This window comes from Actinosynnema sp. NPDC050801, assembly GCF_040673975.1.
Taxonomy (GTDB): Bacteria; Actinomycetota; Actinomycetes; order Mycobacteriales; family Pseudonocardiaceae; genus Actinosynnema.
Genome location: NZ_JBFAQZ010000036.1, coordinates 42,774 through 56,448 on the forward strand (window position 1 = coordinate 42,774; position 13,675 = coordinate 56,448).

14 protein-coding genes, 1 tRNA gene and 1 pseudogene are annotated in these 13,675 nt (G+C 70.0%); 10 read left to right on the forward strand and 6 right to left on the reverse strand.

Translation table 11 applies throughout. From position 1 onward, the window contains the following. Window positions 1-43: 43 nt before the first annotated feature. The 4 genes from AB0K14_RS38910 to AB0K14_RS38925 form a co-directional block, all read right to left on the reverse strand. Window positions 44-886, reverse strand: coding sequence for a spermidine synthase (locus AB0K14_RS38910; RefSeq protein ID WP_360464969.1), 843 nt, complete (start codon window positions 884-886; stop codon window positions 44-46). Then, window positions 883-1,296 (reverse strand): adenosylmethionine decarboxylase, encoded by a 414-nt coding sequence (gene speD / locus AB0K14_RS38915; RefSeq protein ID WP_360464966.1) that lies wholly within the window; start codon window positions 1,294-1,296, stop codon window positions 883-885. The genes AB0K14_RS38910 and speD overlap by 4 nt, the downstream gene beginning before the upstream one ends. Before the next feature lie 56 nt (window positions 1,297-1,352). Beyond that, the gene (locus AB0K14_RS38920; RefSeq protein WP_360464963.1) at window positions 1,353-2,552 is read right to left on the reverse strand and encodes a type III PLP-dependent enzyme; all 1,200 of its coding nucleotides are present in this window, start codon (window positions 2,550-2,552) and stop codon (window positions 1,353-1,355) included. A gap of 98 nt (window positions 2,553-2,650) precedes the next feature. Beyond that, window positions 2,651-3,880: a metallophosphoesterase gene (locus tag AB0K14_RS38925; RefSeq protein WP_360464960.1), complete on the reverse strand. Its 1,230-nt coding sequence runs from the start codon at window positions 3,878-3,880 to the stop codon at window positions 2,651-2,653. 114 nt (window positions 3,881-3,994) lie between these two features. On the opposite strand from AB0K14_RS38925, the gene AB0K14_RS38930 reads away from it, so the two are divergent. From AB0K14_RS38930 to pabB, 3 genes are all read left to right on the forward strand, one after another. Then, entirely contained in the window at window positions 3,995-4,513 is a 519-nt protein-coding gene (locus AB0K14_RS38930) for a SigE family RNA polymerase sigma factor (protein ID WP_360464957.1), read from the forward strand. Next, window positions 4,495-5,436 (forward strand): hypothetical protein, encoded by a 942-nt coding sequence (locus AB0K14_RS38935; protein WP_360464954.1) that lies wholly within the window; start codon window positions 4,495-4,497, stop codon window positions 5,434-5,436. Before AB0K14_RS38930 ends, AB0K14_RS38935 begins: the two co-directional genes overlap by 19 nt. Window positions 5,437-5,650: 214 nt before the next feature. Continuing rightward, the gene (pabB, locus tag AB0K14_RS38940; protein WP_360464951.1) at window positions 5,651-7,672 is read left to right on the forward strand and encodes an aminodeoxychorismate synthase component I; all 2,022 of its coding nucleotides are present in this window, start codon (window positions 5,651-5,653) and stop codon (window positions 7,670-7,672) included. An 80-nt stretch (window positions 7,673-7,752) separates the two neighbouring features. Here the strand turns inward: pabB and AB0K14_RS38945 are convergent, their stop codons facing one another. Then, window positions 7,753-8,094: an Lsr2 family protein gene (locus tag AB0K14_RS38945; RefSeq protein WP_015104119.1), complete on the reverse strand. Its 342-nt coding sequence runs from the start codon at window positions 8,092-8,094 to the stop codon at window positions 7,753-7,755. Window positions 8,095-8,368: 274 nt separating this feature from the next. Here AB0K14_RS38945 and AB0K14_RS38950 point away from each other — a divergent pair, with 274 nt between their 5' ends. The 5 genes and pseudogenes from AB0K14_RS38950 (at window position 8,369) to AB0K14_RS38970 (ending at window position 10,126) form a co-directional block, all read left to right on the forward strand. After that, the gene (locus AB0K14_RS38950; RefSeq protein ID WP_360464948.1) at window positions 8,369-8,650 is read left to right on the forward strand and encodes a metal-sensitive transcriptional regulator; all 282 of its coding nucleotides are present in this window, start codon (window positions 8,369-8,371) and stop codon (window positions 8,648-8,650) included. A 65-nt stretch (window positions 8,651-8,715) separates the two neighbouring features. Then, window positions 8,716-8,789: transfer RNA gene (locus tag AB0K14_RS38955), tRNA-Leu, on the forward strand. A gap of 177 nt (window positions 8,790-8,966) precedes the next feature. After that, window positions 8,967-9,092 (forward strand): annotated as a pseudogene (locus AB0K14_RS38960) (helix-turn-helix transcriptional regulator); the annotation flags it as partial. Window positions 9,093-9,098: 6 nt separating this feature from the next. Next, complete coding sequence (locus AB0K14_RS38965) at window positions 9,099-9,470, forward strand: transcriptional regulator (RefSeq protein WP_360465007.1); 372 nt, start codon at window positions 9,099-9,101, stop codon at window positions 9,468-9,470. After that, window positions 9,470-10,126, forward strand: coding sequence for a nucleotidyl transferase AbiEii/AbiGii toxin family protein (locus AB0K14_RS38970; RefSeq protein ID WP_360465001.1), 657 nt, complete (start codon window positions 9,470-9,472; stop codon window positions 10,124-10,126). Before AB0K14_RS38965 ends, AB0K14_RS38970 begins: the two co-directional genes overlap by 1 nt. Window positions 10,127-10,267: 141 nt before the next feature. On the opposite strand, the gene AB0K14_RS38975 is transcribed toward AB0K14_RS38970, so the two are convergent. After that, window positions 10,268-11,848 (reverse strand): MFS transporter, encoded by a 1,581-nt coding sequence (locus AB0K14_RS38975; RefSeq protein ID WP_360464945.1) that lies wholly within the window; start codon window positions 11,846-11,848, stop codon window positions 10,268-10,270. 184 nt (window positions 11,849-12,032) lie between these two features. On the opposite strand from AB0K14_RS38975, the gene AB0K14_RS38980 reads away from it, so the two are divergent. Both AB0K14_RS38980 and AB0K14_RS38985 read left to right on the forward strand, forming a co-directional pair. Then, a complete protein-coding gene (locus AB0K14_RS38980; RefSeq protein WP_360464943.1) occupies window positions 12,033-12,614 on the forward strand; it encodes an XRE family transcriptional regulator in 582 nt (193 codons plus the stop codon). A gap of 97 nt (window positions 12,615-12,711) precedes the next feature. Next, window positions 12,712-13,581, forward strand: a complete 870-nt coding sequence (locus tag AB0K14_RS38985; protein ID WP_360464940.1) for a methyltransferase — start codon at window positions 12,712-12,714, stop codon at window positions 13,579-13,581. Window positions 13,582-13,675 lie beyond the last annotated feature (94 nt).

Sequence of the window (13,675 nt, forward strand, 5' to 3'; positions counted from 1 at the left end):
GGGGCCGTCCCGCCAGGGGGACGGCCCCGCTCCCGCACCACCGTCAGGCCAGGGAGTGGCGGACCAGGTAGGGCGGGATCGAGTTGCCGACCAGGGCCAGGTCGTCGATCGTCTCCGGCTGGTAGCCGGCACCGGGCAGCCGCTCGACCATCAACGCGGTCGGGTCGGCCACCTCGTCGGCGCGCCCGAACAGGTACGCCCACTCGTGCTCGTCCGAGCCGTAGTACGCGACCGTGTCGAACACCTCGTTGAACCGCTGCCACATGCGGACCAGCGTGGTGTTGCGCCACATCGTCTGGCAGCCCGCCTGGGACACCACGACGCCGCCCGGCGTGAGCAGCGCCTTGCACATGGCCAGGAACTCGGCGCCGTACAAGCGGTTGTGCTGCGCCTCCTCCTCGCGCTCGTCCGGCAGGTCCACCAGGACGATGTCGTAGCGCTCCGACGTCGTCCGGATGTACTCGTAGCCGTCGATGTACCGCACGTGGATCGGGCCCTCGCCCTTCTCCGCGAGCGCGAGCTCGTCCAGCGTGTAGCCGTAGGGGAGGTGCTCGGCGCACAGCCGCACGGCCTGCGAGTCGATGTCGATGTGGTCGACCACCGAAGCGCCCGCCGCCACCGCCATCTGGCACACCACGCCCTCGGACGACCCGATGACCAGCACCCGGTCGACGCGGTCGGCCAGCAGCAGCGCCGGGACCATCAGCGCCTCGTGGTAGGTCAGCTGGCTGAACTCGGTGCTCTGCCGGTCGTCGTCGCAGAACAGCGACAACCCCTGGGCGGTGCGGGCGATCACCAGGTGCTGGAACTCGGTCCTGGTGTCGACCACGACCTCGTCGACGTCCCAGTGCCTGGTCATACCGGCCGCGAGCGGTTCGCGGATCAAGACGCCTTCTCCTCACCGACGAGCGCGGGGACGCGGTGCCCCCGGCTGACCGTGTCCGTCCGTGCCGACACAGCTCCCAGCGCTTCGGCCAGCAACTGCACCGCGAGCGCGGGCTTGGCGCGCGTGCCGCAGGTGAACACGTCCACGAACACGGCCCCGACCTCGGGGTAGGTGTGGATGGACGCGTGCGACTCCGACAACAGGGCCAGCACGGTGACCCCTTGCGGCTCGAACTGCTTGGAGACCACCTCCAACACCGTGGCGTCAGCCTGGGTGAGCGCTTCGCCGAGCGCGTGTCGCAGGAACCGCTCGTCGTCGAGCAGTTCGGGGCTCACACCTTCAAGCTCGGCGAGCACGTGCTGTCCTGCGAACAAGCCGACCGGCTCGGTTTCGCACGGGAGTTCGGACATCAATCACTCCAAACATCTTCAGGAGGGGGCACAGCAGCGGACAGGCGGGGGCGCGCTCATCGCACGCAGTGGGTGGCCAACGGCGGGAAGCCGTTGAACGCCACCGACGAGTAGCTGGCCGTGTAGGCGCCCGCACCGAGCAGGTCGACGTGGTCGCCCGCGCGCAGGTCCAACGGCAGCTCGTAGCACGTGTTCTGGTACAGGACGTCGTCCGCGTCGCACGTGGGACCGGCCAGCACGACAGGCCCCACCGGCACCCCGGGTAGCGACACCCCGGCGAGCGGGACCCCGTCCCGGCTGGTGACCAGCGGGTACGCGATCGCCTCACCCTCGGTCTCCGCGAGGCCGCCGTAGCGGCCGATGTCGAGGAAGACCCAGCGACGTTCGTCCGAATAGGACTTGCGCGACACCAGCACCACTTCGGAGCGGATCACGCCGGACTCCGCCACGATAGCGCGTCCGGGTTCGATCATCACCTCGGGCGTGAAGTCGCCGAAGTGACGGGCGATCGACGCGGTGATGGCCGCGGCGTAGTCGGCCAGCGGCGGCGGCTGGGTCAGGTAACCCGCCGGCAGGCCACCGCCCAGGTTCACCGTGGTCGGCGAGAGCCCTTCGGCGCGCAGCTTCCCGATGATCTCGGCGGCGTCGGCGATCGCGCCGTCCCACCCGTTCGGGTCCAGCTGTTGCGACCCGGCGTGGAACGCCACACCCAGCGGAACGAGGCCGAGTTCGGCGGCCAACCGCAGGAGATCCGTCGCCATCTCCGGTGAGCAGCCGAACTTCTTGCCGAACGGGTAGGTGGAACCCTTGCTGTTGACCAAGATCCGCAGCAGCACGGACGCACCGGGCGCGTGCTCGGCCAGCGCGCGCACGTCCTGTTCGCTGTCGGACACGAACAGCCGCACGCCGCGACCGTGGGCGTAGGCGATGTCCCGCGCCTTCTTGATCGGGTTGCTGTAGGAGATGGCCTCCGGCGCCGCGCCGCGGGCCAGGCACAGGTCGATCTCGGCGGGGCTGGCGACGTCGAAGGCGGACCCCTCGGCGGCCAGCAGCTCGACCACCTCGGGCGTCGGGTTCGCCTTCACCGCGTAGAAGATCCCCACCCGCGGCAGCGCCGCGCGGATCGCCGCGAACCGGTCGCGCACCGTCGGCAGGTCGATCACCAGGCAGGGCGTGTCCGGCTGGTCGTGGTCCAGGAAACGACGAATACGAGCCATTGCCTCGCGAAGCCGTTCATCGGCAAAGCTCGTCGTCATCTCGCTAGGGGTCCCCCTTCGCAACCGTGATGAGGCACGGTCCGACCGTGTTCGGGCACGGCCGTCCACTCTAGGTGGTGCGGGCGAAAAATGCGCTATCAGCGGGCGAACTTGTGATGCAACTCCACGACGGTGATGTCCGGCGGCGCGCCGACCCGCACCGGCGGACCCCAGAAACCGGCCCCGTTGGTGGTGTAGACCTGCGTGCCGTCGACGGTCTCCAGACCGCTGCGCACCGGCTGCTGCAGGCCCACCGCGAGGTGGAACGGGAACATCTGCCCGCCGTGCGTGTGCCCGGACAGCTGCAGGTCCACGCCGTGCTTGGCGGCCTCGTGCGCCTGCACCGGCTGGTGCGCCAGCAGCACCACCGGCGTCGAGGTGTCGCGGCCGTCCAGCGCGCGGGCGAAGTCCGGACCGTCCTGGAACGCCTCGCCGGTGACGTCGTTGACGCCCGCGAGGTCGAACGACGCGCCCGCCCGTTCGACGGTCAGCCGCTCGTTGCGCAGCGGGTTGACCCCGAGCCGCTCCAACTCCGCCAGCCACGGCTCCGCGCCGGAGTAGTACTCGTGGTTGCCGGTGACGAAGAAGCTGCCGTGCGTGCTCACCAGGTCGCGCAGCGGAGCCGCCGCCTCACCCAGCTCCTCCACCGTGCCGTCGACGAGGTCGCCGACGATCGCCACCAGGTCGACCTGCTGGGCGTTGATCATGCGCACGATGCGCTCGGTGTGGCCGCGGCCGAGCAGCGGCCCGAGGTGGATGTCGCTCACCACCGCGATCCGGTAGCCGGCCAGCCGCTGGTCGAGCTTGCCCAGCGCGACCGGTACCCGCTTGAGCACCGGGTCGCCCAACGCCTGCGTGGTGCCGTAGGTCACCACGCCCGCCGTGGCCACGCCGCCCGCGATGGCCAGCGACCGCGCGATGAACAGCCGCCGACCGGGGTCGACCGGCTGCTCCTCCGGCGTGCTCACCGGCGTCCCCACCGCCGCGTCCGGCGCGCCGACGGTGGCGGGCGCCTCGTGCCGGCGTGCCTCGTGCCGGCGCGCCGCGCGCAGCAGCACCAGCCGGGGGATCTCCAGCACGCCCAGGACCAGCGCGAAGTAGAACGCGCCCGCCAGCCAGATGAACCCCGGCCACGCCACGACCACGGCGAAGCCCGACCCGAACCGGCTCAACCCCAGGGCCGCCACCAGCAGCACGTAGAGGAACACCACGATCGCGGTGCCGGTCCGCCGGCCGCGGCCGGGCCGGGTCGTGGCCAGCACGACCCGCCGCCAGATGTAGTAGTGGGCCGCGCCCATCACTGCGGCGAACAGGGCGAAGAACAACAAGTGCGGCCTCCCGGGTGGTGATGGGTCCAGTTTCCACGAATCTCGAAGTCCGCATGCAACCCCCCGACCGCCCGCGGGCGTGATTACCTCGTACCGCAGCACGGGGGAGGACAGATGAGTGATCGGGACGCCGCGTTCGCGGAGTACTTCGCGGCGCGGTCCGAGGCCATGCGCGGCACGGCGTACCTGCTGTGCGGCGACTGGCACCGTGCCGAGGACCTGGTCCAGGCCACGTTCGCCAAGCTCTACGTGGCGTGGCGGCGGATCAACCGGCACGAGGCACTCGACGCCTACACCCGGCAGACGCTCGTCCGGACGTTCGTGTCCGACCTGCGCCGGGGGTGGTTCCGCAAGGAACGGGTGAGCGAGACGACCGCCGACGTGGCGGCCGTGTCGCGCGGCTCGGCGGAGGACCGGCTGGTGCTGCTGGCGGCGCTGGCCAAGGTGCCGCCCAGGCAACGCGCCGTGCTCGTGCTGCGGTATTGGGAAGACCTGTCGGTCGAGGAGACCGCCAGGGCGTTGAGCTGTTCGGAAGGAACGGTGAAGAGCCAGGCCGCGCGGGGGCTGCAGACGCTGCGCGGCCTGATCACCCCTCAGCAGGGAGAAAAGGTGCGATGGACGAGCGCGAGTTGAAGAGCGCGTTGGAGGAAGTGATGGTGGCGAGCAGCCCGCCGCCACCCATGAGCCCGGAGGCTGCGCTGGACCGGGGCCGTCGTGCGCAGCGCCGCAGGAAGGCCACGTGGGGCGGTGCGGTCGCCGGTCTCGCGGTGGTGGCCATCGCGGTCGGCGCCGTGATGGTGCCGAACCTGACCGGCGGTGGTGCCGACGTCCAGGTGGCGGGAGGTCAGCCGTCGGGACCCCGACCACCGGTGACCACCCCCACCGGGTCGCCGCCGTCCGAGCCGCCGGCGGTGAGCGTGACGCCGCCCTCGGGCGGGCCGCCGAAGAGCGGGACCTCGACGCCGTGGCCGGACGGGCAGGGCGACCGCACCGCGACCAGCGGGCCCAGGGCGGACAAGGGCGTCAGGCTGCTCAACGACCTGGCGTCGTCGCTGCCACCCGGGGTCAAGGCCGAGGACCGGACCCGGATCGGCTTCCCCGACTACGGGCCGATGACCTGGCGGCAGGCGCAGTTCTCCGAGTACGTCGGTGACCTGCAGGTCTGGGACTACGACGCGCGCACGCCGGTCGTGATCACCGGCGAGGCCGGGGTCGGCGAGCTGTCCATCAGGGTCGAGACCAGGGGCAACACCCGGCTCGGCGGCCTGACCGGGTGCGAGGCGGCGACGAAGTACCCGTACCCGGTCGCGGGCGGCGCGTGCCGACTCGTGGACGTCGGCGGCAAGCAGGTCGCCGTCGTCACCGGGGCCACCCCGGACGCGGGCGCCAACACGATGGAGGCCGGTGCGTTCTACCGGCACCCGGACGGCACGCTGGTGACCGTCGGGTACTCCAGCGAGTTCCGGGACTCCGGCCACCCGGCGCTGTCGCGGCCCGCGCTGACCGAGGCGCAGCTCGCGGCGATCGCCGCGGACGCGAAGTTCCACCTGGACTGAGCACCCGAGGGACGGAGAGGCCGGGCGACAGGCGCGCCCGGCCTCTCCGGTGTCCGCCTCCCGGTGCGTGCCTCCGGTGTCCGCCTCCCGGTGCGTGCCTCCGGTGCCGGCCTCTCCGGTGTGCGCTGCTTCCGCTCGGGCCGTGAGGTGTTGTCGCCTCGCCCGTCCAGGGGTACTCCATCCGGGTGTTCGTGCAGGTACCGTGCTGTTTGCCATGCGGACGCTGCTCATCGACAACTACGACTCGTTCACCTTCAACCTCTTCCAGTACCTGGCCGAGGTGAACGGGCGCGAGCCGGTCGTCATCACCCACGACGACCCGCGGTTCCGGCTGTCCGACCTGCGGCGCTTCGACAACGTGGTGATCTCGCCCGGTCCCGGCCGGCCGCAGCGCGCCGCCGACTTCGGCCTGTGCCGGGCGGTGATCGAGCACGCCGACATCCCCCTGTTGGGCGTCTGCCTGGGGCACCAGGGGCTGTGCCTCGCGCACGGCGCGACCGTGGGCTTGGTCACGCCCCGGCACGGCGTGGTGGACCAGGTGCGGCACACCGGGGTGGACGTGTTCGCCGGCCTGCCGTCCCCGCTGCCCGTGGTGCGCTACCACTCGCTGGCCGTGTCGGACCTGCCGCCGTCGCTGGAGCCGATCGCCTGGGCCGGGTCCGACGACGTGCTGATGGGCGTGCGGCACCGGTCGCGGCCCGCCTGGGGCGTGCAGTTCCACCCCGAGTCGGTGTGCACGTCGCACGGCCACCAGCTGCTGGCCAACTTCCGCGACCTGACCGACGCCGTCTCTCCCGCCCCTCCCGTCCTCCCGGCGCCCGCGCCGTCGCCGCCCCCGGAGGGCGCTCGCGAGGTACTGGTGCGCCGCGTGGACGTGCACCCGTCGCCGGAGGACGTCTACGCGGCGTTGTACGGGGCGTCTCAACACGCGTTCTGGTTGGACAGCAGCCTCGCCGGGGAGCGCGGCCGGTTCTCCGTGATGGGCGACGCGTCCGGGCCGCTGGCGCGGGTGGCGACGTACGACGTGTGGACCGGCGAGGTGACGGTGGACGGGGAGACGCGGCCCGGGCCGTTCTTCGACTGGCTGGAGGCCGACCTGGCGGCGTGGCGGGTGGTGCCCCCGGACGTGCCGTTCGAGTTCGCCCTCGGCTGGGTCGGCTACCTCGGTTACGAGCTGAAGGCCGAATGCGGCGCGACGGCCGCGCACCGTTCGGAGCAACCCGACGCGGCATTCGTGTTCGCCGACCGGGCCCTGGTTTTCGACCACGTTTCCCGGTGCGTCCACCTGTTGGCGTTGACCGACGAGGACGGCTGGTTGGGCCGAACGGCCGATTTCCTGCGTGATTTCACCGCGGTGCCGGCGGCCGCCCCGCGCCCGGCCCGCGCCGACTCCGTGCAGCCGCGGCACAGCCGTTCGCACTACTTGAAGCTGGTGGCGGCTTGCCAAGAGGCCATCACCGCGGGCGAGAGCTACGAGGTGTGCTTGACGAACACGGTGACGTGGCGCGGGTCGGTCGATCCGTGGGACGCCTACCGGTTCCTGCGGGCGGAAAGCCCGGCGCCGTTCGGGGCGTTGCTCCGTTTCGGTGCGCTCTCCGTGCTCAGCACTTCACCCGAGCGGTTCATCCGGGTCGACCGACAGGGTGTCGTCGAATCCGAGCCAATCAAGGGGACACGACCCCGCGGGGCCACCGCCGCCGAGGACGCGGCTTTGCGCACGGCCTTGGCTACCAGCGAGAAGGACCGCGCCGAGAACCTCATGATCGTGGACTTGGTCCGCAATGATCTGGGCCATTGCGCGGAAGTCGGCAGCGTCGAGGTGCCCAGGATCTTCGAGGTGGAGAGCTACGCGACAGTGCACCAGCTCGTCAGCACCGTTCGGGCTCGACTGCGTTCCGGTAGTTCCGCCGCGCGGGTCGTTAGGGCGGCGTTCCCCGGTGGGTCCATGACGGGTGCGCCCAAGATCCGGACAATGCAGATCATCGACGGGCTGGAAGCCGGGCCCCGGGGTGTCTACTCCGGGGCGCTCGGTTACTTCTCACTCTCCGGAACGGCTGACTTCAGCATCGTCATCAGGACGCTCGTGGTGGACCGCGACAAGGTGAGTTTCGGCGTCGGCGGCGCGGTCATCGCGCTGTCCGACCCCGCAGAGGAATTCGAGGAGACCGCGGTCAAGGCGACCGCCCTGCTGAGCCTGGCAGGGGTCGAGTTCCCGGGGCGCTCATCCCTGCCCTGAGTATCGCTGCTCTGGGTATCGCTGACCTGCGGTTTTCCCCTGCGGCAGGCACCGCCCGCCGCAGGGGAAAACGGCGTGACTCAGGAGGCGTGGGCTTCCTGGAACTGCACGACCAGGCCCTGGGGAATGCGGCCGCGGTCGGAGATCTGGTGGCCCTGCGCGCGCGCCCAGTCCCGAATGGCCTGGGCCTGGGCCTTGTCACCAGCCTTTACCGTGCTCTTGCCGGTGCCCTTGCGCTGCTTGCGGCCACCTGCGCGGCGCGCCTTGGCGACGAAGTCGGCCAGGGACTCGCGGAGCTTGTCCGCATTGTCCTTGGAGAGGTCGATGGAGTACTCCACACCGTCCAGCGCGAAGGTCACGGTCTCGGCGGCTTCGCTGCCGTCGAGGTCGTCGATGAGTTGGACGACGGTCTGCTGTGCCACTGTTCCTCCGTGTGTGCTCGCATAGCGCGTGCTGCCCTCGACTAGTTCTGCGCCACACGCTTAGGTCGACACCATAGTGCACGAGAGGAATATCGCCTAACCTTTCGCGGTCAAAATGTGGTTGATGCCCCCGGACGGGTCATTTCGCGACACAAACCGCACGGAGCCGAATTGAGAGGCCCCGCACGCCGCCACCCCGTGGTGCCGGTCACACCCGGACGGGTGGCCTATCCTGGAGCCCGGTACCCGCCCAGGGTAGGGAAGGCCGGGAGCGATGCACGGTTACACGGCGGACAAGGACGCGTACCTCAAGCGATTGCGCCGCATCGAGGGGCAGGTCCGCGGTCTTCAGCGGATGGTCGAGAACGACGAGTACTGCATCGACGTGCTGACCCAGATCTCGGCGGCCACGAAGGCGTTGCAGGCGGTCTCCCTGGGTCTGCTCGACGAGCACCTGAAGCACTGCGTGGCGCAGGCCGTGGCCGAAGGCGGTGAGGTGGCGGACGAGAAGATCGCCGAAGCCTCCGCCGCGATCGGCCGCCTGGTCCGCTCCTGACCAACCCCGCCCGGCCGCCCCCGCGAGGCGGCCGGGCGACCTGATCCAGTACAGTGCTCCCGCCGGCCCCCGTAGCCCAATCGGCAGAGGCAGCGGACTCAAAATCCGTCCAGTGTGCGTTCGAGTCGCACCGGGGGCACATCGCATTCGCCTACAGCGGCCCCCGACCTGTGATCTTCCGGTCGAGGGCCGATCTTGTCCCCACCTGGTCGGTTCGTCGGGTGTCGGACCAGTTACGGGTTGGCGTCGTTGAGCCGACCGCGTACCGTATCCCTTCGGATACGTCGCTGGAGGCAGCATGGCGGACATGGCGGACATGCTTGTCCGAGCGAGGCGCGCTGCGGGGCTCAGTCAAGAGGAACTCGCACGTCGAGCAGGTACTTCGCGGCCGACGCTATCCGCCTACGAACACGGGCGGAAGTCGCCCACGGTGGACACGTTGGGGCGGTTGCTGGCTGAAGCCGGTCACGACTTGGTGGTCGTGCCCGTGCCGCGCGTTGTCGAGCACGTGACCTCGCGTGGTCGCGTGGTCTCCACGTTGAGTGAGCTTCCTCGGCTTCCGGTGGATCGGGCGTTTTCCGTCGTGACCCTGCCGATCCACTTGAACTGGTCCGCGCCGGAGCGGCGGTTCAACCTGGCCATCCGGTCCGAACGGGCGCGCGTCTACGAGATCGTGCTTCGCGAGGGTGGGCCGGAGGACGTGATCACGTACGTGGACGGTGCTCTTCTCATCGACTTGTGGGACGAACTCGTCCTTCCTCGTGACGTCCGAGCCGCTTGGTCCTCGGTTGTCGGTCGTGCCGGGGCAGAGGCCGCGTGATGCCCGACGAGTCGTCTCCGGAGGGCTTGACCGACTTCCAGGTCGAGGTGGCCAGGGTGTTCTTCGGTCTTGCGGAGAGCGAGGGGTTCCTGCTCGCGGGCGGCGCGGCGCTGGTGGCTCAAGCCTTGACCGACCGGCCCACGCGGGACTTGGGCTTCTCCGTCGGTCCAGACAGCGGAAATGTTGTTGTCGCTTGGGACGCCTTCGAAACGGCCGCGCAAGAGCGGGGCTGGTCTGTGCGGCGCGTGCGGGACGGGGTGACGTTCTGCCGGCTGGTGGTTTCCGGGTCGGATTCGTTGGTGGTCGATCTCGCGCTGGACACGCCTCCCAGCAGGCCGCCCACAGCCAGCTTCATCGGGCCGACGTTCGACTTGGAGGAGCTGGCCGGCCGTAAGACGCTCGCCCTGTTCGACCGTGCGGAAGCTCGTGACTTCACGGACGTCTACGCGCTGGTCCAGCGTTATGGCAAAGAACTGCTGCTTGCCCGCGCCGCTGAAGTCGACATGGGGTTCGACGTGGCGGTCTTCGCGCAGATGCTCGGAACGCTGTCCCGCTTCGAGGACGGCGAACTCCCCATCCCCGGTGACCGAGTGCCGGAACTTCGATCGTTCTTCGCGAACTGGGCCGTCGAGCTGGTCGACAGCCTCGCCAGTTGATCATCTTTTGTGGATCGGTTGTCCATGGAGGTGTCCATGAACCGCTGTGCTGCCGTGCCTGGTCCACCTCAACCGATGCAACTACGAGACTCAGTCGCCAGTGGTGATGTCGATCGCCTGGCTTGCAGGTGGACTCAGCCCTCATTCGACCAGGCTCGGCCTGAGGCCGAGCTCGGTTTCGTCCGTCGCGGAGCGCACCCGGTTCTTCGGGCCTCGCACGGCGACGTAGACGAACAGGACCACCATGACGGCCGCTCCGACCCACATCGCCTGCTGCCACCCATCCACAAAGGACTCTCGGGCGGCCTGGGCGATCCGTGCCGCGTGCGAGCCGGTGCTGCCCGAGACCTCGACGGCGTTGGCGACGCCTTGCCTGGTGACGTCCGCGGCCTCCTGGGGGACGCCGGACAGCTTGCCGTCGACCGAGCGGCGGTAGCCGGCGGACACGAGCGCGCCCAGCAGGGCGACACCCAGGGCGGTACCGAACTCGCGGGTGATGTCGTTGAGCGCGGAGGCGACACCCTGCTCGTCTCGCGGCAACGAGCCGGTGATGGCCTCGGTGGACGGCGTCATCGACAGGCCCATGCCGAGGCCCATGGCGACCAGCCCCGGCAGGATCGACGAGTAGCCGCCCTCCACCGAGACGAACAGCGCCATGAGCACCAGCCCCACGCCGGCCAGCGCGACGCCGGTGGTCATGGTCGCGCGGGAGCCGATGCGCTCGGCCGCTTTGGCCGCGAGGCCGGAGGCCGCCATCATCGAGATCGCCATGGGCATCAGGGCCGCCGTCGACACCACTCCCGACCACCCGAGCACGGCCTGGAAGAACGGGAACAGCACCACGCCGGTGCCCGCCTGGACGCCGAAGACCACGAGCAACGTGAGCGAACCGCTCGCCAGCCCGCGGTCCCGGAACAGGCGCACGTCCAGCAGGGAGGCGTCGCGGCGGCGCAGTTCCCAGACCACGAAGCCGATGCCGGCGACGGTGCCGACGACGAGGCTGATCACCGTCTCGGGGACGGTCCAGCCGCGTTCGGGTCCCTCCTGCAGCACGAAGATGAGGCTGATGACGGCGAGGGTGGAGAGCAGCGCGCCGACGGTGTCGAAGGGGTGGACCGAGCGCTCGCGGGAGGCGGGCACCGACTTCACCGTCGTCACGAGCGCCACGACGATCAGCGCGGTCGGGAGCGCGAACAGCCAGCGCCAGTCGGCGATGTCGACCAAGACCGCGGAGAGGAACATGCCCAGGACGCCGCCGCCTCCCGCGACGGCCGTCCACACGCCGATGGCCCTGCCGCGCTGTTCCTCGGGGAAGGTGGAGGTGATGACGGCCAGGGTGATCGGCATGATGACGGCGGCGCCGATACCGCTGATCGCGCGGGCCGCGATCATGACCTCGGCGGTCGGGGCCAGTGCCGCCGCCACGTTGGCGATGCCGAACAACGTGAGCCCGGCGGTCAGCATGGGCTTGCGGCCCAGGCGGTCACCGAGCGCGCCGAGCGGCAGCAGCAGCGCGGCCAGGGTCAGGGTGTAGATGTTGATCATCCAGAGAACCGTGCCCAGCGAGGCCTCGAACTCGACGGCCATGTGGGTCTGCGCGACGCTGAGGCCCGAGACCGAGGCGACGACGGCCATCAACGAGATCGACACGGAGATGAGGATGGTGCGCAACTGACGCGCGTCCGGTGTGGCAGCCCCCTGTGCGGGCTGGTTGGTGCTCATGGGTTCCTCTCAAACGGGCATGGGGATCACGGCGCCGGGCGGTGCCCGGACGCCGGGAGTGGTGGGGGAGGTGAAGATCAGCCGGTGGCGTTGCCGGCCACCCGCACGCCGGGCACGTCGGTCGTTCCGGGCCATCTGCCACGATGCTAAGCAGGGTTTGCGGCGCTGGCATACCATCTTGCCCATGACGCAAGAAGAAGGTGCGCTGGACGGCCTCGTGCGCAAGCGGATCCGGGCACTGCGGGTCGCGCAGGGCCTGTCCCTGGAGGAATTGGCCAAGCGAGTCCACCTGGGACAGTCCTCGCTGAGCCGCATCGAGAACGGTCAGCGCCGCTTGGCGCTGGACCAGCTCGTCGCCTTGGCCCGCGCCTTGGACACCACTCTCGACCAGCTGGTCGAGAACGCGGCGGACGATGTGGTCATCAGTCCGATGAACCACGGCGCCAACGGCCTGAGCTGGCCGATGAAGGGTGACCCGGCCATGAGCGTCATGCGCAGGCGGTTGACCGAGCCACCGCCGGACAATCCCGCCAAGATGCGCGCCCACCCCGGCAGGGAGTGGCTCGTCGTGCTGTCCGGCACCGCGACCCTGTTGCTCGGCGACCGCCGCTTCCGCGTCGAGACCAATCGTGCCGCCGAGTTCCCGACCATGATGCCGCACGCCATCGGCGCGGAAGGTCGCCCGTGCGAGGTCATGTTCATCTTCGACCGGGACGCCCGTCGCGGACATCGCGAGAACGAAGACTCCGAGGACAACGGCTCATAACGGCACTGCTTGCGCCCACAGCATTGCGCGAGCCCAACTTCTTGCGTAATACGCAAGGTCGTATACGTAAAAGGCATAACGCTTCTAACGTGGCAGCATGACGCACGCGCATGCCCAGCACCAAGGCCACCACGGCCACGGCCACCATCACCACGAAGCGGACAGCGCGCAGGCGGAGATCCTCGAACTGGACGCGGAAGTCCTCGCCGAGCACACCGCCGACATCATCAGGTGGCTGCCCCTGCACGGCCGCCCGCGCCGGCTCGTCGACCTCGCCTCAGGCACCGGAGCCGGCACGTTCGCCCTTCTCGACCAGTTCCCCGAGGCCCTCGTCACGGCCGTGGACACCTCGCCCGGCCACCTGCGGCGGCTCAGCGAGAAGGCGTGCGCCCGCGGGGTGGACGGGCGCGTGCGCACGGTGCTCGCCAACCTCGACGACGTCACCTGGCCCGACCTCGGCGCCCCGGACCTCGTGTGGGCCGCGGGCTCCATGCACCACATGGCTGATCCCGACCACGCCCTGCGCTCCGTCCACGACCTGCTCGCACCCGGTGGCCTGTTCGTCGTGGTCGAGATGGCGGGCCTGCCCCGTTTCCTGCCCGCAACCGCACCCGCCGACCGGCCCGGCTTGGAGGACCGCGTCCACGCCGTGGGCGACCGGCTCCACGCCCGGCACCTGCCCCACCGCGGCGCCGACTGGGGACCGATGCTCACCGCCGCCGGGTTCGTGGTGGAGGGCGAGCTCATCGTTGACGTGGACGTCAAGGGCGCAGGCAACGCGGCGGTCGGCCAGTACGCCCTCGGTGCGCTGCAACGCGTTCGCGGCGCGGTCGCGGCCGAACTCGACACCGAGGACCTCGTCGCGCTCGACCGGCTGCTCGACGTCGACAGCCCGCACAGCCTCCTGCGGCGCGACGACCTCGCGGTCCGCACCAAGCGTTCCGTCTGGGCCGCACGCCGCGCCTGAGCTTGCCGTTTAAGGTCCCGGACGGGTGACGCACACCCCGGTTGATCATGGAAGCAGCCCTTGGTTGATCATCGCTCTTGCGACAGAAGGATGA